At 38.5% G+C, this 16,615-nt stretch carries 18 protein-coding genes and 2 pseudogenes; 5 read left to right on the forward strand and 15 right to left on the reverse strand.

Annotation, left to right across the window (positions count from 1 at the left end; genetic code table 11):
- Nucleotides 1–62: 62 nt before the first annotated feature.
- A complete protein-coding gene (locus tag LC033_RS04170) occupies nucleotides 63–980 on the forward strand; it encodes a V-type ATP synthase subunit I domain-containing protein (RefSeq protein WP_226567005.1) in 918 nt (305 codons plus the stop codon).
- A gap of 55 nt (nucleotides 981–1,035) precedes the next feature.
- Here LC033_RS04170 and LC033_RS04175 read toward each other — a convergent pair whose 3' ends face one another.
- The 3 genes from LC033_RS04175 to ahpA all read right to left on the reverse strand — a co-directional run bounded on the left by LC033_RS04175 (nucleotide 1,036) and on the right by ahpA (nucleotide 3,377).
- Nucleotides 1,036–1,617: a Rok-like winged helix domain-containing protein gene (locus tag LC033_RS04175; protein ID WP_226567006.1), complete on the reverse strand. Its 582-nt coding sequence runs from the start codon at nucleotides 1,615–1,617 to the stop codon at nucleotides 1,036–1,038.
- A gap of 676 nt (nucleotides 1,618–2,293) precedes the next feature.
- Nucleotides 2,294–2,752 (reverse strand): TlpA family protein disulfide reductase, encoded by a 459-nt coding sequence (locus tag LC033_RS04180; RefSeq protein WP_226567007.1) that lies wholly within the window; start codon nucleotides 2,750–2,752, stop codon nucleotides 2,294–2,296.
- A gap of 82 nt (nucleotides 2,753–2,834) precedes the next feature.
- Entirely contained in the window at nucleotides 2,835–3,377 is a 543-nt protein-coding gene (gene ahpA, locus LC033_RS04185) for a biofilm-specific peroxidase AhpA (RefSeq protein WP_226567008.1), read from the reverse strand.
- Nucleotides 3,378–3,679: 302 nt separating this feature from the next.
- Here ahpA and LC033_RS17565 point away from each other — a divergent pair.
- Nucleotides 3,680–3,898: pseudogene (locus tag LC033_RS17565) on the forward strand (hypothetical protein); the annotation flags it as partial.
- Here LC033_RS17565 and LC033_RS04195 read toward each other — a convergent pair.
- The 11 genes from LC033_RS04195 to fadH form a co-directional block, all read right to left on the reverse strand.
- Nucleotides 3,845–4,087: a YkuS family protein gene (locus tag LC033_RS04195; RefSeq protein WP_226567009.1), complete on the reverse strand. Its 243-nt coding sequence runs from the start codon at nucleotides 4,085–4,087 to the stop codon at nucleotides 3,845–3,847. The pseudogene LC033_RS17565 and the gene LC033_RS04195 overlap by 54 nt on opposite strands.
- 50 nt (nucleotides 4,088–4,137) lie before the next feature.
- Nucleotides 4,138–5,316 (reverse strand): N-acetyldiaminopimelate deacetylase, encoded by a 1,179-nt coding sequence (locus tag LC033_RS04200; protein WP_226567010.1) that lies wholly within the window; start codon nucleotides 5,314–5,316, stop codon nucleotides 4,138–4,140.
- A gap of 33 nt (nucleotides 5,317–5,349) precedes the next feature.
- Nucleotides 5,350–6,060 (reverse strand): 2,3,4,5-tetrahydropyridine-2,6-dicarboxylate N-acetyltransferase, encoded by a 711-nt coding sequence (gene dapD / locus LC033_RS04205; protein WP_226567011.1) that lies wholly within the window; start codon nucleotides 6,058–6,060, stop codon nucleotides 5,350–5,352.
- Nucleotides 6,061–6,367: 307 nt separating this feature from the next.
- Nucleotides 6,368–7,249 (reverse strand): transcriptional regulator CcpC, encoded by an 882-nt coding sequence (ccpC, locus tag LC033_RS04210; protein ID WP_226567012.1) that lies wholly within the window; start codon nucleotides 7,247–7,249, stop codon nucleotides 6,368–6,370.
- 99 nt (nucleotides 7,250–7,348) lie between these two features.
- Complete coding sequence (gene cbpB / locus LC033_RS04215) at nucleotides 7,349–7,792, reverse strand: cyclic-di-AMP-binding protein CbpB (protein WP_034281593.1); 444 nt, start codon at nucleotides 7,790–7,792, stop codon at nucleotides 7,349–7,351.
- A gap of 145 nt (nucleotides 7,793–7,937) precedes the next feature.
- Nucleotides 7,938–8,129: an antirepressor AbbA gene (gene abbA / locus LC033_RS04220; protein WP_003210802.1), complete on the reverse strand. Its 192-nt coding sequence runs from the start codon at nucleotides 8,127–8,129 to the stop codon at nucleotides 7,938–7,940.
- A gap of 151 nt (nucleotides 8,130–8,280) precedes the next feature.
- The gene (locus tag LC033_RS04225; RefSeq protein WP_226567013.1) at nucleotides 8,281–8,796 is read right to left on the reverse strand and encodes a ribonuclease H-like YkuK family protein; all 516 of its coding nucleotides are present in this window, start codon (nucleotides 8,794–8,796) and stop codon (nucleotides 8,281–8,283) included.
- 142 nt (nucleotides 8,797–8,938) lie between these two features.
- Nucleotides 8,939–9,181 (reverse strand): YkuJ family protein, encoded by a 243-nt coding sequence (locus LC033_RS04230; RefSeq protein WP_226567014.1) that lies wholly within the window; start codon nucleotides 9,179–9,181, stop codon nucleotides 8,939–8,941.
- A 182-nt stretch (nucleotides 9,182–9,363) separates the two neighbouring features.
- Nucleotides 9,364–10,260, reverse strand: a complete 897-nt coding sequence (locus LC033_RS04235) for a manganese catalase family protein (protein WP_226567015.1) — start codon at nucleotides 10,258–10,260, stop codon at nucleotides 9,364–9,366.
- Nucleotides 10,261–10,520: 260 nt separating this feature from the next.
- A complete protein-coding gene (locus LC033_RS04240; protein WP_226567016.1) occupies nucleotides 10,521–11,741 on the reverse strand; it encodes an EAL domain-containing protein in 1,221 nt (406 codons plus the stop codon).
- A gap of 64 nt (nucleotides 11,742–11,805) precedes the next feature.
- Nucleotides 11,806–12,570, reverse strand: a complete 765-nt coding sequence (gene fadH, locus LC033_RS04245; protein ID WP_226567017.1) for a 2,4-dienoyl-CoA reductase — start codon at nucleotides 12,568–12,570, stop codon at nucleotides 11,806–11,808.
- Between the two features lie 232 nt (nucleotides 12,571–12,802).
- On the opposite strand from fadH, the gene LC033_RS04250 reads away from it, so the two are divergent.
- The 3 genes from LC033_RS04250 to LC033_RS04260 all read left to right on the forward strand — a co-directional run bounded on the left by LC033_RS04250 (nucleotide 12,803) and on the right by LC033_RS04260 (nucleotide 15,760).
- Nucleotides 12,803–13,300 carry a L,D-transpeptidase family protein gene (locus tag LC033_RS04250; RefSeq protein ID WP_226567018.1) on the forward strand — a complete coding sequence of 166 codons (498 nt, stop codon included), beginning with the start codon at nucleotides 12,803–12,805 and terminating at the stop codon, nucleotides 13,298–13,300.
- 73 nt (nucleotides 13,301–13,373) lie between these two features.
- Complete coding sequence (locus LC033_RS04255; RefSeq protein WP_226567019.1) at nucleotides 13,374–14,651, forward strand: Mef(A)/Tet(V) family efflux MFS transporter; 1,278 nt, start codon at nucleotides 13,374–13,376, stop codon at nucleotides 14,649–14,651.
- Between the two features lie 704 nt (nucleotides 14,652–15,355).
- The gene (locus LC033_RS04260; RefSeq protein WP_226567020.1) at nucleotides 15,356–15,760 is read left to right on the forward strand and encodes a DUF3221 domain-containing protein; all 405 of its coding nucleotides are present in this window, start codon (nucleotides 15,356–15,358) and stop codon (nucleotides 15,758–15,760) included.
- 52 nt (nucleotides 15,761–15,812) lie between these two features.
- Here the strand turns inward: LC033_RS04260 and LC033_RS17160 are convergent.
- Nucleotides 15,813–16,016: pseudogene (locus LC033_RS17160) on the reverse strand (hypothetical protein); the annotation flags it as partial.
- Nucleotides 16,017–16,615: the final 599 nt, after the last annotated feature.

Consider the following 16,615-nt stretch of genomic DNA (forward strand, 5'->3'; position numbering starts at 1 on the left):
GTTGTTCTAACCACACTCATTTTGCATACGTTATTTGTAACATGAATAAGGAGGGTCTACCTATGAAAAGCCGCTATGCTTCTCCCCTATTCCATGATCTATCTCAAGAAAATTTATACTTAAAAGCTGAAACTGCCAAATATCAACAAATGATTTCAGATTTACAGTCCACGTATACGTATTCTAAAAATAAGAAGTTAACTCAAGAATATCATGAGATGAAAAAGAATTTCACTCAATTAAAACAAAAATTGGTAGAAATGACCATTTACCAAGAAGATGCAGCCTCTAAAATACAGGATCTCTCCTATAGCAAATCAGAATTATTACATAAAATCGTCCTTCTCCATGAAATGCTGCAAAAGGAAACCTATCAAAAAAGAAAAGAAACAGAAGAAAAGCATCGATTGCATTTGAAGGTTGTAAAATATAAGGAAATCTCTCAACAATTAAACGAACGGTTACTGGATCAAGACAAGAGGCTTTCAAAAGAGGAAAAAAAAGGTAATTCGTTATCTACTGTTGTTAAAAGGCTACAGCAAACAATAGGGGATAAAAACGCAGAGCTACATTTATTACAGGAAGGCGTTCGAAATCTTCAGCAGCGCTTTTATGAAACACAAGAAAAATTACTGCAAATTGAAAAAGCAAAAGAAACCATTTTTTATGAAACGCTCACAAGCTATCAAAAACAGTTAGCAGAAAGCGAGGAATGGATCGCATCTCACTTTGCTGATATTGACCAGTCAGTTCAAACAAATCCCCAGCCATTCTCACGAGATCGCATTCTGCAAACTACAGAAGAAATTGAACCTATTTTGAAGAAACTGAACGAACAAGTACAAACACTCCAGGCACAAGTCGACGCAGTGCAGCGAAATGGAGAGGTCATGACAGTCAAAATCGACGGATTTAAAAAGCAGCGTGATGACATGCCTAAGGAGCGACGAATTGTCTATACAGTTGATCAAAATAAGTGATCTGCTCTTGTAAGAAATAAAAAACTGCTGGCTTTTACGCCTAGCAGTTTATTTTTTATTCGTCTTCTGTTTGAATGTCACCTTCTAAAATATACTGTCCGCGATAAGGCTTCTTCACTTCAGGATACATTTTTATTAAGCTTTGCATAAACGTTGTCATATTGGGGATTTCAAGACCGCTCTCTTTTTCAATCTCTTTTTGAAGCTCTGAGCTCTTAATCGCCGCATTATGACGCTTTAACGTTTTGATCGCCGCTTCACGGAGCTTAGCTGCCTTGGAACCAGGTCGAGCTGTTCCTCTTCTGCGTCTTGTAGATACTTCAGGAATACCTACAGGTGCACCGCTTAGATGACTTGTTCCTAAAGAAGATGTAGTGGCTGATTGCGATTGCGTCGGCTGTTGATAGCTTCTCATTTCTTGTGCAGCTAGCTCAGCTAAAACAGGCAATGAATCCGTATTTCTCTCTGTACGCACTTCTTTTTTTGTATCTGTCACTAGTCCTGTTCCTTGACGGTCTAATTCTCTTAATTTTGCATAAATCGCATCTCGTTCGATTTGATATTCACGAATGACCTTCACTTCTGCCTCGTTTAATTGTTCCAATCTTAAACGTAACGCTTCCCTCTCATTAAACAATGGATTTCCCCCTCATCATATTAAAAAATACTCTATAGTAAATATTAGATTAGAAAACTAATTTTATCAACTATTTTTTATCATTTTACAGTTTGCTAACAGATAGGTATTTTTAACTATTTTTTTGTCAAATACGAAAAATAGGCAACCATTCGTTGCCAATACAGGCTTTAATCAAGACTTAAAATATTGTAAAAAATTTGAATAAACACTTAAAATACTTGATTTATATAGTTATTTATCAAAATGAAATTTCTTTTGTGCAAAAACGTTCTAAAGAGTAAAGGTTGATTTTTTTACATTTTCATTTCAAAACAAAAATGTAAATAGGTCATAATACCTTTTTACATCACGAATATTTTTTAATGTAATCCCTCACTTTCTTTTTTCTTAAGCATAACACCAACAATAAAATCCCATTCAGTGCAATATGTATCCTATTTTTGAATATGAAAAACCCCCATTCATGGGGGTACAGCGTATAGACAAACCCTCGCATTCGTTGTCAGCCCTGCGTGCCGGTGCTCACGAATCTAAAATTTGCTCCGCTCCAGTACTCGTCCTTCCTAGACTTCAAAGGTTTTCAATCACGCTGAAAAGAAGACAAAGGGCTAAAATAAAGATCATTTTAGCCCTTTGTCAACAATCTAAACCCCCATTCATGGGGGTAAAAGCCCTATTCTACAGTCTTTTCAGACTCAGAAAGAACTCGATTCACTCGTTTTTCAAGCATTTTCATACCACTTCCACCAGCTTGGAAGTGACGTAAAGCACCTGTTTTATCAAACACATAATATGCTGGTACGTATTCGTTCTCAAAGGCTTCCGTTAATTGATGCTCACTGTCCACAAAGATTGGCTGTGTGATTTCATGTTCATTGGCAACCTCTTTTATTTTATCTAGGTCCAAATCATCCTCTGAGCGCGGCATATGTACAGCTACAACGTTTAATTGATCCTTGTATTCATCACGGAATTGATTAACTTGTGGCATCGCCTCTTTACAAAGATGACAGCTAACTGACCAGAAATGAATCAATGTAGGTTTATCGCCAATCAGTTCTTCTCTTGATACTTCTCCATTTAACCATTCTTTTGCACCAGTTAGTTCTGGCATTGGTTGACGTAATTTCATTATTAAGCGCCTCCATCCATTGTATGTGTCGAAACAAAAAGGTCTAACATCAGTTAGACCCTCCTGTTTCTGCAGTTATCAATTAAAGTGTTTTTTGACCAGGTTTCCAGTTCGCTGGGCAAAGTCCGCCAGTTTGTAATGCTTGAAGAACACGTAATGTCTCATCTACATCACGACCGATATTGTTGTGGAATACTGTTTGATATTGAAGTTCGCCTTCTGGATTAATGATGAATAATCCGCGAAGTGCAATTCCTTCTTCTTCAATTAAAACACCATACTCTCTTGATACTGTGTGGTTTGTATCAGCAGCTAGTGGGTATTTTAATTCACCTAGACCATTGTCTTTACGATCTGTGTTGATCCAAGCAAGATGCGTATGGATTGTATCAGTAGATACACCAATGATTTCTGCATCTAAGTCTTTGAACTCATCATAACGGTCACTCATTGCCGTAATTTCAGTTGGGCAAACAAATGTGAAATCCATTGGATAGAAGAAAAGAACTGTCCATTTGTCATTCTTCATGTTTTCCTCTAAACTTACTTTACCAAATTCTTTGTTAGCAAGTACTGCTTCCATTTCAAAACGTGGAGCTTGTTTTCCTACAAAACGCTCTGCCATATGTAAATCCCTCCATAAAATAATATCTTTATACAGACTTCTTAGCTGTATATAAAATGAGAATCAAAAGATGAAATTCTCATTTAGTTAATAACTTCACAAGTACAATTATAATACTTAAGCGATTTTTAGTCAATATTAATTAATAATAAATTTAATTAAAGACTAATCACAATCTCTTACTTCAACTAACAAAAGTTTAACATGTCTTGCATAAAGGAACAAATGATTAGCTTCTCTTTTTGAATTTCCATCATCCTCTATATCAGTATGATTTTTCTAAAATTAATTGCTAATGTTATGCGTTCGGTTCCTCTTCCTCCGTGCTGCGTATCATTGCGAAAACAGAAACTTTGGAGCAATGGCGGGTGGAACGAATTCTGCGCAAAAGGATGAAAGAAGTATTTGATTTAGATAAAGGTCAAAAAGAACCGGGATCATCATCTTCCGGTTCTCTTTTGCTTACCTTATTGAACACGCTGTTCTACTTCTTGACAAACCTCATCAGCGGTCATACCTGACGCTTTAATGACGGATGCCTTTGTCTCTGTGTTTGACATACCAAGAACATTTGAATCTAGTCCTGTTACTACATAGCAGTCGCACTGATCCATTTGCTGTTCATTTTGAATACGTACCACGTCATACCCTTTTTGCTTCAAAAGTTCTTCTACATCAGATAAAGATGGTTCTACACCAATTCTTGTCATAATCAAGAACACCTCCTGTTCATAAGGTGTACAGGAGGTTTATCGATTATTCATTCACCCGCTTGCTTTTTAAAATAAGCCGTCATGACGCTCACTGCCGTTTCGATGGCCTTTTCATCAGGTTTCAGTTCTGCATGATGCAGACCATATTCTGAATCTACACCTAACCAAAACATGAACCCAGGATACTTTTTCAGCATGTAGCCGAAATCTTCTCCTGTCATGGCTTCTCTACATTCAATCACATTCGCCAGTCCTTCTTCGGCTACATAGGACATAAATTCCTCTGTCAGATCCTTTGAATTGTCCACTTCGTAATAGGATGAAGGATAACGTACTGTCGCTTTGCACTCATAGCCGACTTCAATTCCCTTTGCGAGTGCTTCAATTCGCTTTCTCACCTTTTCCATAGACTCTGGTGAGAGCGTACGAATGGTTCCATCGAGTTTTGCGTGCTGAGCAATGATATTTTGAGCAGTTCCTCCAGTAATCGTGCCCACCGTAATCACCGCACTATCAAGAGGATCGACATTACGTGAAATGACTGATTGCAACTGACCTACAAGTGCACTTGCAGCAACCACCATGTCATTCGCTAAATGAGGATAAGCAGCATGTCCACCTTTTCCTTCTAAATCGATTACAAGTTCACTCGTATTGGCAAACAATAGACCCGGCTTTGTTGCAATCGTTCCAACAGGATACTCAGGTGCAATATGCAGCGCTGTAATAAACTCTGGGGTCCACTTTTTCAGGACGTCACTTGTAAGCATTGGTTCCGCTCCGCCTGGTCCTTCTTCTGCCGGTTGAAAAATAAATAGTAATTCTTCTTTTATTGGCTGATGAACGAAATGATCAATAATGCCAAGGGCAATGGTCATATGAAGGTCGTGTCCACACGCATGCATTTTTCCTTCATGCACAGATTGAAATGGATACCCAGTTTCCTCAGGAATGGATAGGCCGTCCATATCTGCACGATAAGCAAATACGCGCGAGGGACTTATCCCCTTCACTTTCACAAACAGCCCAGTCCGCCATGTTTCAATCTCTATTCGATCTTTTGGATATGTGTCGAGATGTTTGATGAGATACGCTTGCGTTTTAAACTCTTGAAAACCAAGCTCAGGAATTTTGTGCAAATCTCTTCGAATGGATATCAATTGCTCACGATTTAACAAGTGAACTCGCTTCCTTTCCTCTATACGAATAAGACGTGGAAATATCATCCACGTCTATGTCTACATCTGCAAATTATATAATTAAAGCTGACGCAGTTCTTGTTTAATTTCTGTCTTACCTTTTGTTTTTTCATCAATGTCTTTGATTTTCTTTGCAGGTGTACCTGCTACAACTGTGTAAGGATCCACATCGTTGACAACGATTGCGCCAGCTGCTACAACCGCACCTTTACCAATTGTTACGCCTTCTAAAACAACAGCGTTCGCACCGATAACAACATCATCTTCTACTACGACTGGTTTAGCAGATGGCGGCTCAATGACGCCAGCAAGAACAGATCCAGCACCGATATGACAGTTCTTCCCTACTGTTGCACGGCCACCAAGAACCACGTTCATGTCAATCATTGTACCTTCACCGATGACTGAACCGATATTTATAGAAGCCCCCATCATGATCACTGCATTATCACCGATTTCAACTTGATCCCGAATGATTGCACCTGGTTCAATACGCGCTTTAATGTTTTTCAAATCTAACATAGGGATCGCAGAATTACGGCGGTCATTTTCTACGACAACATCTTTAATCTTGTCTTCGTTTGATGCTAGAGCTTCTTGAATTTCGCTCCACTCACCAAAGACAACTCCTGTGTTGCCCGTGATGAAAGTCTTTGCATGTTCACCAAATTCAATACCTTCTAAGTCGCCTTTAATATAGACTTTGACAGGTGTTGATTTTGTACTATTTTGAATAAATGAAATAATTTCATTAGCGTCCATTTGTTTCATGTATGTATGTCCTCCTCTTAATTTATACTTCATTACTGTACCAAAGGAGAGTTTTAATGACAAGTGAAAGAATTGACTGCGCATTTGCATATAAAACAAGCGGGTACCTTTATTCCGTTTCTTGTTGGTGAAGTTGAACAAATTGTTTGCCAAAAAATATTCATAATATGATGAAAATTCCTCTCTCCTACAATGAAAATCTTTAAGTACTTTCATAGGTAAATAAATTAGGTCACTGCTTCATGTCAAATCACCCAAGAACGTTCATTAATCCTATAAAAATGCACCTCCTATTTGAAGAAGGTACTTACACTGCCTCACTTTCAAGCATTTCTTTCACCACACCAACAAATGCTTGAACCTGTTTTAATTGAAAGGACGCTTCATATCCTAAAAGCCATGTGTCACGTCCGATTTGCTCTCCATTTACGTCAACGAGCGGGGTTTTATGAACACTTTTTTCATGGTCATACAAGGTGACAGAAGGCAAAATGGCATAGCCAATTCCATGATAAGCCATTTGTTTACATGTCTCAATTTGATCCACAAGAATGGTCTGCTTTGGTGACACTTTAAACTTTTGATGCCACCAGTGCTGGATTTCCTGATAATAGGTGCTGTCACTTTTAAACTGGATAAATGGCCGTTCTGTCTTGATTAACTCACCCACATCCTTGATTACGGAATCGACTAAATATAAATGATCTGTCATCAAATATTCCTTTGTCCCTTTCCAATCAGGGTTTCCGCGAATAATCCCAATGTGCACGTGGTCTTCATACAAACTTTTGAGCATTTCACTACTCCAGCCGGTGACCAATGACACTTTGGCATTTGGATATTTTTCGACATACCGCTTTAACACTTTCGGCAGCCAGTGCTGTCCAATAATGGACGCAACTGCAAGCTTGAGTGTACCGTGAATGTCCCCTTCAAGCTCATCAATTCTCTCTCTCACTCGATCCTGCTCAGTCGTGACCTCTTTAGCAAATTGAATAATCTGTTCGCCTGCTGAAGTCACTGTCAGCCCTTTTTGTGAACGAAAAAAAATTTTTGTTCCCCATTCCTTTTCAATCGTTTGCAATCTTTGAGATAATGCAGGCTGAGATACAAAGAGCCGCTCCGAAGCCTTTCTCATATTCAATTCTTCACTTAGCACAACAAGCATATGTAACTCTTGAAGCTGCATGGGCGTCCTCCCTTATCTCTTTATAAGTTTTTCTTATTCTATATGTTCATTATATAAATTTCAGCTTATGAAGGCAAAAAAAATAAGCTGGGCTACAGCTCATTTTTTCGCGGAATGAATGACCTCATTTAAGCGTTTTAATACTACACGTCGAGTAAAAATTCCTTCAAATACTTGCTCTTCATTTTCTACACAAACAAATCCATTATTCGTCACAGCGTGAACACCTTTTAGTACAGGATCAGTCGTTTTGAGTCTTGGAATATCTGTTAACATGACCTCTTCTACCTTTAATTGGTCCAGTTTCTCGAATTCAATTCGTTCTAAACCAAAGATTTTATCCATGATCATATTCGTTCCAATTAACCCATGAAGATGATAAGAAGCATCTAAAACAGGTATTGCTGTATATCCTGTTTTTGTCAGGACCAATAGAGCGTGCTCAAGATTATTTCCAATTTGAACATGTGCCACTTTATCTGCATCAATCATATGCTCTGCTACTGTTGACTCAAGTAATTGAGTCGGTTCGATCTCGATCATATTCCTCGACCCCTTTTCTCTCGATCATCAATCATTCATTCCCCTTTACTATTAAGCATAAACTAAAACGAAATTTGTCGAAAGATTTTTTTCTGCATAAAAAAGATACTCAGCCTCGAGTATCTAATAGAATGTTAAACCGATATTAATTCTCAAACCTTACTCTGTCATACAATGTGATCAATTGCTTATACGTATTGTCATCGACATTTTTTGTTCCACATTCTATATCATTGATCTCACTGCTTAGTAATTCGACAGCATATTCCTGATTCAGCAATACGTTTAATAATAGCTTTTTCTCTTCTTCATTAAAACGATTTTCGATGACGCTCATTCAACATCAGGCCCCCTGTTTCATATATGCTTTTATATTGATTAGCAGGCTTTTGAATGTCTGCTTCCTCTCTATACAGCTAGAATAAGGAACTAGAATCGAATCGTCAACCGCACGTTTCGACAAGGTTTGAAGAAAATTGACGGAAATTTTATTTTGTGTATCGATTGGCATAGCAAAATGCTGCATATGAGTCGGGCTTTATTTTTGCTTCAATTCCCATAGCTGTGATCATTCCGGTCATTTCCTGAATCAGCTCTTTCGTACTTCCGTTTTTCCCAATATCAAGATGGGCTTCAAAACGGAGGTCTGCCCCTTCCTCAGCAAACGGAAGAAGCAAATCCATCAGTTCCGTTAAAGGTCCGTCAAGGATGTCTGCACATACCTTTTGGCTAAATGCTGTCTCTAATGAAATTTTTTCTCTAAGACTTTGCACAGCTCTACTGACCACTTGTTGTGTCAGGCAGCCCCAGGCTCCTTTGCCCATACGGTGAAGATGAATCGCAGTCATAAACTTTGTGACATTCTGATTGACCTGTGAGTCCGTGCCAATTGACAGCACATAGACAGATCTAGGGTCTTTTCGAATAAAGTCTTTCATTCTCATGACGACATCAGAAAACGCTAAATGATCTTCAGAAAGATTGTAGAAAAAAGAATCACTCACAGAAAGGAACTCCTTTTTAATGGTTTCTTATCCGAAAAATGCGCTGATTGATCATCTTCTATTTGTACATCGCCTATGAACAAGTGTATATTGCTGTAATAAACCAAGGAATTCTTAGAAAAAACATTTCATACGATTCAGCTTAGGATTGTAGAAGATCAAAAATCTCAATCGAAATCATATCAATGTTGTCAAATGGGAAAGTGTTTGGCTTATCCCCTTGTTGAAAAACAGTCAATTCAAACGTTTGATTCTTTTCGAAATACTTAACACTACAGATTTTCTCACCATTCACTTCGAAATAGCGCTGTGCTGGCTCGTTTGCAGTTTCTGCTGTCTCTTGAAGACTTTGCAGCCTTGTAATGATACCCATTAATTGTGACATTCTAAAAAAAGACTCCTTTCAAAAAAACAACTCAAGATGAACCCATATTGATTATACACAAGTCCTACAAAGCATCATACCATAAAGTGTTCTCAGATGATATTTTTCCTCTTGAATTCAAAAAAAGAAAAAGAATCTGTTTTTCTATTTGAGTCTTTTTTCTGATATCATGCACCATGTTTTTATAAACCGGCAGATCTCGTGAGCCGTTTGGCAATTTCGTCAAAATCCTCTTTTGAAATGCCTGGCGCAAATTCTTCCGGCAATTCTCTATAATCTGGTACAGGTGCACCTTTCGGGGTACCCTCAATGACTGTCAGCGGCTTTCCATCAATCGGGTGGCTCCCTTTCCAAATCTTATTGATATCTTTATAATCTGTATCACTAAATGTATACAGCTTTGTATGAATGTTTTGATCTTCAAACTTTCTCGCAGAGTCAAAGTATTTATTGTCGAGGTTTGGAATCGGCAGCATCTTCCCTATATCTACTCCAGTGGCCACCTCAAGCGCTTTTGCATACGCCACGACATGCACACCGCCTCTGACAAGTAAATAACCGATCATCTCTCTTGCTGTAGGATGATCCGTCATTTCATATACGCGCATCTTATGCGTACGAGCCCCGCATTCAAGAAAGAAATTATGAAGAAGATCAAGAATCAGGTTACCACTTGAGAACACATTCTCTCCTGTCCAAGGTTTTGCCATTGAATCAAACGGATAAGCTGTTTGAGCCGTTTGAATAAAATGCTGCGTATTTCGTTTATCGACAGCCGCTTTCATCGGTGTCGTATCTGGATCTCCTCCATGGGTGGTTCCCGTAATCATCAGATTCACAGCTGTGGTCACAAGCTCGACATGACCGAATTCTTCAGCTGTAATACTTGCTACGAGGTCATAAAATGGTTTGAGTTTTCGTTTCCCTCTAAAGTTAAAGGATTGAAACATGTAATTATTTAAAGTGGACATTTCACCGAATTTCCCACCGAGTAATTCTTGCACAGCAGCAGCACCATTTGCATCTGGGTGATCTGGCCTTGGTAAATCAATCAGCAGCCGTTTGTCGCGTTTGATCATGATGTTCCCTCCTACCGTCTAACTATCATCATTTAAGATGTATGGAGGATTTGGGATGTCCTATGCATGAAGAGAAAGATTAAAGTACAAAAAAAACTTGGCGGGGGTAGCGCCAAGTTTTTTGGATCTTGATCTGATAGAGGGATTGGGGAACAGAGAGTAGCTTCTCTCTATAACTAAATGATAATGATTATCAGTTTCATTGTCAACTATTTTTTATTTCTTTTTTCTATTAAAAAAAGCAGCCGTTAAGACTGCTTTTAAATCAATCCATCTTGCTCATATAGATAGGCATACGGAAGATCTATAAACAAATACATATCTCCCTCTAATGGATAGGAAAACGTTCGTATCCGCTCTCCAGTTTCTAAATCACTGTAAATATCACTAAAAAATCCTTTCCCGCTAATTCTCATTTGGAGAATATTTGATAGGAAATAAGGCCGCCAGCTCCAGTTTTTCTCTACATACTCCGGCTGAAACAGCCATTCCTTTTCTTTCTTAAATACGTTTCCAGTAATTTGAAACCCTTCCTCATTACACATATAAATCCGAAAACTGCAATCGGTTAGTTCTAATGACAGCTTTTGTATGAGTTCATTATTTGTGTTGCATGATTTTTTTAAGGTCGTGACAGCTTGATGAATTCGTTTATAAAATGTTTCAGAATGTTCGTAGACAGATTGAAGTTTCTTTTTCTCATGAGCAATAAATTGCTGAAATTCTTCTCTAAGCTGATCTTTTCGTTTGTTGCGGTCAATTAATTCCGCCGTAGGCTCGTGAAGGTAGAACCCTTGAAAATATCTCCCTCCATTTCTCCATGCATATTGCAGTTGGAAATTCGCTTCAATGTCTTCATAAATTAGGGCAGCCCCTATTTTTCTCGCAAGCAATGAAATGCTGTACAAGACATATTCATAGGAAGGTGAAGGAGACAAAGCCTTTAAGGCCTCTAAATCAATTTTTAACAGATCGGGTGAAAGCAGGGCAATCCGGTCAAGGTTACTGCATTCTTTTCCGATATTCGATACGGCGATTTTAATCCCATATGTACGATAATACGTCAACGTATGGTAAAGCTGTTCAATGTCACCGCTAAATGTATGTTCAGTAAATTCAATGACAAACCGGTTAAGCTGAATGCCCCTTCCTTCATATTCCTTTAAAAGTTCTAAAAAACTTTCGCCATGATCCAACATGAGGACATTGGCATCATGATTAATAAAAATGAGCAAATCTTCATCCGCTGTTGTGAAGAGAGTTAATGCTTGACTAAGTACTTTTTGATCTACTTCCAGTTTATATTCGTCAGGAATAGATGAATCCGTAAAGAAGGAGCCTAGACTAACCGTTTCAGACTCAAGCTTCATTCTTCCTAGAATCTCATAGCCTATCACTTTTTGTTCTTCCGCACTGAAGATCGCTTGATAGTGCGGTAAAACATCTTCAATATTCGTTAAAATATCCAATGGATCGACCATTTTCATCACCTGCTTCTCTCTTTGTGTGATTATACCACATCAAAAGCAGGTCTTACGCGGTCATTCAAAATGGGGACTGGTTGAGCCATTGACCCCCATCCATTGTGATACAATCTCCGTTAATATACGAAGCATGTTCAGATAATAAAAAGCTCGCAAGCTCTGCAATTTCCTCTGGTGTACCAAGTCTGCCAAGAGGGATACTGTCTAATGTTCTTTGCGCTGCCTCTTCGGATTCCCATAGTTTATCAGCACCGCCTGTTCTCTCGATTGGCCCTGGAGCGATGGCATTGACACGAATTCGATATTGCTTTCCCCATTCCACTGCAAGCGTTCGCGTAAGAGACAGAACGCCTGCCTTTGCTGCTGCTGAATGAGCCACACCTACACCAGCACCCCATGCATAAGTCGCCACCATATTAATCATACTTCCTCTTTTCTTTTGTCGAATCCAGTAATTGCCGACTGCATGGCTGCAAAAAAATGTACCATTTAAGACAATATCAATGACAGCCTTCCAGCCGTTAGGAGACAGTTTTTCTGTCGGAACTAAAAAGTTCCCCGCCGCATTGTTTATGAGGGCATCCACATCGCCAAATGTATCAACCGCAAACTTCACCATTTGATCAGCATCCTCTGGATTTCGCACATCCATTTGAAAATAAGCTACAGAACCGCCTTTCTGCTTAATCTCACTTGTGGTCTTTTCCAGCGTTTCTTCTGTTCTTCCTGTAATCACGACATTCCACTCCCCAAGTGCCAAATGGGTAGCCATCGCTTTCCCCATTCCGTTAGATCCTCCTGTGACAATTACTGTTTGCTTCGTCATATTTTTGTCCCCCTTTGTACAATTTGAATGACTATTCATTCATTATTTTTCTATCATACCATGATTTCCCTTTCCTGCACCATATAGGAGATATATCAAATATCATGCTCTTGCATATGTATAAACAAAGATATTTCTCATGACAAATGTTAGGAGAAACCTTAATGGGCCCTGATTCCGTCCATATCATATATCTGGTGACGGGTATATTTAAGCAAAAGGAGTGTCCTTGGTGCTACGATATACGGTGAAAAGTGGAGAAACACTTGCTTCTATAGCGCTTGATTTTCGAACAACGACAGATGCCTTAAAGGCTGCAAATCCGTCACTTCAATCTCGTGAGCCAGAACAAAATGAGGTCATTATCATTCCCGGGTTACCCGATCCTAGCACGATCCCTTACCGCATATCTGTTTCAATTTCAACGAAACGTCTCGTTCTATTTTCTGGATCACAGCTCATACGCTCGTACCCGATTGGAACAGGAAGAATATTAAATATGACACCGACAGGTTCTTATTATATTGTCAACAGACAGCCAAACCCAGGAGGTCCCTTTGGCGCCTATTGGCTGAGCCTTTCGAAAGTTCATTACGGCATCCACGGGACGAATAACCCGTCTTCAATTGGTAAAGCTGTTTCTAGAGGGTGCATTCGCATGTATAATCAGAATGTCATCGAACTTGCTTCACTCGTTCCGAATGGAACACCTGTGACCATTAGCCAGTAGGAGAAATCAATTGTATGAATGGTTAAAATTTTATATGATATAAAGTGGGATCTTCAGGTTAAGGAGCGTATTTATGGATATCTTTAAAAACAGAAATTTTGTTCGTCTCTTTTTTGCAGCACTTGCCTCGCAAATGGGGACAACGGTAGGCAATATGGCGTTTGCCTTTTATTTGCTCGACCATTTTAGTCATCAGCCCGCCTACGCCACATTGGCAGAGTTAATGTATTCACTGCCTACGATCTTTGTCTTTTTTATGGTGGGTGTGGTCGCAGACCGTTTTGATCGTAAAAAAGTCGCAGAGAATTGTGATTGGATACGAGCTGGGCTGACGATTGTTTTATTTATCGTCATTTATTTTCATTCACTGCCTCTTATTTTCTTGATCTTGTTTATACGAAGTGCCATTACGAAGTTCTTCTATCCAGCTGAAGCCTCTCTCGTTCAGGCCATCTTAAATAAAGATCAATATGCAAAAGCTGCTGGCTTAAATCAAATGCTATTTAGCCTGTTTATGGTATTTGGTGTTGGACTAGGTGCCATTATGTATAAGACCATTGGACTTCATGGTGCCATTACCATTGATTTGGTTAGTTTTATGATTTCAGGTATTTTGATTCGATCATGCAACATTCCAATTGAAGCGCGTCAGCCAAATGGACAAGCAGGCTGGAGAAGTATGACCATTAAAACTTCTCTAAAGGATTTTAAAGAAGGCATTATTTATATTTTAAAAAATAAATTACTGGCTTCCTTAATTTTTGGATTTTTTGTTTTTGGTCTTGTTAATGGCGCATTTGCAGTTCTGCCGATGTTTACAATGAAATATGGTCTGTCGCCAGATGACTTTGAATTGCATACATCCTTTTTCACAATTGCGATCGGTGCAGGACTTCTTGTTGGAAGTGGAATTGGCACAGTCCTCGCTAAAAAAGTGAAGATGCAATATCTGATGTCGATTCCGATTCTGATTGCAGGCATTCTCATTTTTGTACTTGGTTCTACCCATACATTGTGGTTATTTTATGTCACATCATTTGTCATTGGAACGTGCATCGGGCCAATCAACATTGTCATTGGCGGCTGGATGCCAAGAATCGTCCATCCTCGCCTGATGGGACGTGTGTCAGGCTGGGTTGATCCGCTCACGATGTTTGCCCAATCCATGACCTTAGGTCTGATTGCGGTCATTTTTCCAAAGCTCGTCACGAACATTTCATATATTTATTACGGAATGGGCATTATTATTTTACTCGTCTTCCTTTTTTACTTCATTACACTTCCAAAGTTCAGCAGAGAAGCTGCCGACTTAGATGTACAGCGTGAGTTAAAAGGCCAGGGAGTTCAATAAATGAACCGATAAAAGGACTTTCTTGATGAGAAAGTCCTCAACTTGTAGAGAAACCTATGTTTTTCTACAAGTTTTTTTGTTTGTAACATATGTATGTTGAATGGATTTGATTGAATAATGCCTCCCACACCCCTAGCTTAGCTTCGCTAGGTGTCTGGCAATCTTCTTCATATTCTGGCAAGCGGCTGTGAGGAGAACTTGTTCCCTCACATTTCGTTATCCCCTCAACCAGTAGTAGCGAAGCCCATCCAATCTGCAAAGCTAAATGGAATATTAGTCTGTGTTCTAAATTTATTGAAAAAGATAAAGTGGTGTTGTAAAACTATATTTACCATAGGGGGAATTACATAAAAAATGGGCGTTGTTTACTATTTAAGTTGTCCTTGTCCCTGGTTTTGACCTCTGTTCCCCCAAGTCTTGCAGCTGATTAAAAATCGTGAAGATTTCACCGAAGAATGAAACGGATTAAAACAAATATTAAAACAATGGAAAATTCTTCTCAACATGGGACTCACTTTTAAAAATGAACTTGGAACAACCACAAACAAAAAAACAGGTAAGATTGAGGTTTCTAGTGCCTACTTAAAATCTGACAAAACAGAAGAAATTGTGACATATTTGTTAAATAATACAATTTATAAAGGGATTAAATTTCCAATTTAGAAATGTATAAGTGTAGCAAAATACAAAAGGAGGCTATACATATGATTTCAACAAAACAAAAACTTGCGACAGTCGCAACAACTTTAGCTCTGGGATGTGGATTAACTTTAGGCGGGGTTCCAGCATTCGCGGAGTCGAAAGAAGGGGTAAATCATTCTTCCCCAATCTCTTCTGTTCAAAAACAAGAACAGATCCCTTTTACAGGGTATGTGATCTCAGTAGATAACAAATATATGATTGTTGCAGATACACCTACAAAAGAGGAGGCACTCCTTTACCAAAATAATTGGTGGGAGCTTGCTGCTCAAGGGAAAATTTTAAGAGTTCCTATTTCTATAGATGATCATTATGAAATAGGTGAAAAATTAAATGTATTTTCAAAAATGTGGACGTCTTCTATTCCACCAATTGCTGGTATGCCAACTATTGAAAGAATATCAGAATAATACTGAATGATTTGCTAAATGTTGTTTCAAAAGCAAAGGACACCTTTCTTGTTTAGGGTGTCCTCAGCTTATAGAGAAACCCATGTTTTCTACAAACTTCTTGCTTTGTTTCCCAGCATACCATGATAAACATTGAACCGAAATAAGAACAACAAAGCCACCAATTATTCAAATGGCGGCTTTTCTTTACGTAATAAATGAATGTTCTTGGCTTACCCTCTTCCCAATCAACAAGCCCCTTTTTACGAAACCGGTCAAGATGACCTTCTGCTGTACTTGAAGATTTTAAACAAACCTCTTTAACAGATAGCGGGAAACTTTTGTTTAGTTAGTTCGTCTATAGCTTGTAATCTTTGTTCGGTTCTTTTCATAGTAACCCCCTCATTGGTTTGTTTTTTCTATGATAATTATACCAAACAACCGTTTCCTCTTCTATAAAACATATTTTCGTATTTAAACTTTAAAACATATCCCTTCTCTCAGTTGGAATTACTTCAATCATTATACGGCTGGTATTTTTCCGGCCGGCTTCAAGTCCAGTTTCAGCTGCAAAACATTACTACGTAAAAAAGAAACCCTCTTACATTACAATCACTAGGTCTGAAGTAAAGATATTCATCTTATTAAAATGTATCTTTTTTACTATTTTTCAATATCAAAGGATGTCATAACGCATTTTATGGTAATCTATATGTCAAATACATTATCCTAGGTAAAAAGCTATTCCGTTATGGTATTATTCAGAAAAGTAAGTTGAGAAAGTATTAAAGTTTTAATTAAAGAAGACTGTTGAAGGATATGTGATTAAAAAAATGAACTGTTTGATGCAAAAGTTCTGGCGGGTGACTCTGCTGC

Source organism: Bacillus stratosphericus (assembly GCF_020524495.1).
Taxonomy (GTDB): domain Bacteria; phylum Bacillota; class Bacilli; order Bacillales; family Bacillaceae; genus Bacillus; species Bacillus stratosphericus_B.

What these genes read in the sequence shown, in the direction of transcription:
- LC033_RS04170 (WP_226567005.1), top strand. Translation starts at nt 63, where the DNA reads ATGAAAAGCCGCTATGCTTCTCCCCTATTCCATGATCTATCTCAAGAA.
- LC033_RS04180 (WP_226567007.1), bottom strand. Translation starts at nt 2,752, where the DNA reads ATGAAATTACGTCAACCAATGCCAGAACTAACTGGTGCAAAAGAATGG.
- ahpA (WP_226567008.1), bottom strand. Translation starts at nt 3,377, where the DNA reads ATGGCAGAGCGTTTTGTAGGAAAACAAGCTCCACGTTTTGAAATGGAA.
- LC033_RS04195 (WP_226567009.1), bottom strand. Translation starts at nt 4,087, where the DNA reads ATGACAAGAATTGGTGTAGAACCATCTTTATCTGATGTAGAAGAACTT.
- LC033_RS04200 (WP_226567010.1), bottom strand. Translation starts at nt 5,316, where the DNA reads ATGATATTTCCACGTCTTATTCGTATAGAGGAAAGGAAGCGAGTTCAC.
- dapD (WP_226567011.1), bottom strand. Translation starts at nt 6,060, where the DNA reads ATGAAACAAATGGACGCTAATGAAATTATTTCATTTATTCAAAATAGT.
- ccpC (WP_226567012.1), bottom strand. Translation starts at nt 7,249, where the DNA reads ATGCAGCTTCAAGAGTTACATATGCTTGTTGTGCTAAGTGAAGAATTG.
- cbpB (WP_034281593.1), bottom strand. Translation starts at nt 7,792, where the DNA reads ATGATCGAGATCGAACCGACTCAATTACTTGAGTCAACAGTAGCAGAG.
- abbA (WP_003210802.1), bottom strand. Translation starts at nt 8,129, where the DNA reads ATGAGCGTCATCGAAAATCGTTTTAATGAAGAAGAGAAAAAGCTATTA.
- LC033_RS04230 (WP_226567014.1), bottom strand. Translation starts at nt 9,181, where the DNA reads ATGTCACAATTAATGGGTATCATTACAAGGCTGCAAAGTCTTCAAGAG.
- LC033_RS04235 (WP_226567015.1), bottom strand. Translation starts at nt 10,260, where the DNA reads ATGATCAAACGCGACAAACGGCTGCTGATTGATTTACCAAGGCCAGAT.
- LC033_RS04240 (WP_226567016.1), bottom strand. Translation starts at nt 11,741, where the DNA reads ATGGTCGATCCATTGGATATTTTAACGAATATTGAAGATGTTTTACCG.
- fadH (WP_226567017.1), bottom strand. Translation starts at nt 12,570, where the DNA reads ATGACGAAGCAAACAGTAATTGTCACAGGAGGATCTAACGGAATGGGG.
- LC033_RS04255 (WP_226567019.1), top strand. Translation starts at nt 13,374, where the DNA reads ATGGATATCTTTAAAAACAGAAATTTTGTTCGTCTCTTTTTTGCAGCA.
- LC033_RS04260 (WP_226567020.1), top strand. Translation starts at nt 15,356, where the DNA reads ATGATTTCAACAAAACAAAAACTTGCGACAGTCGCAACAACTTTAGCT.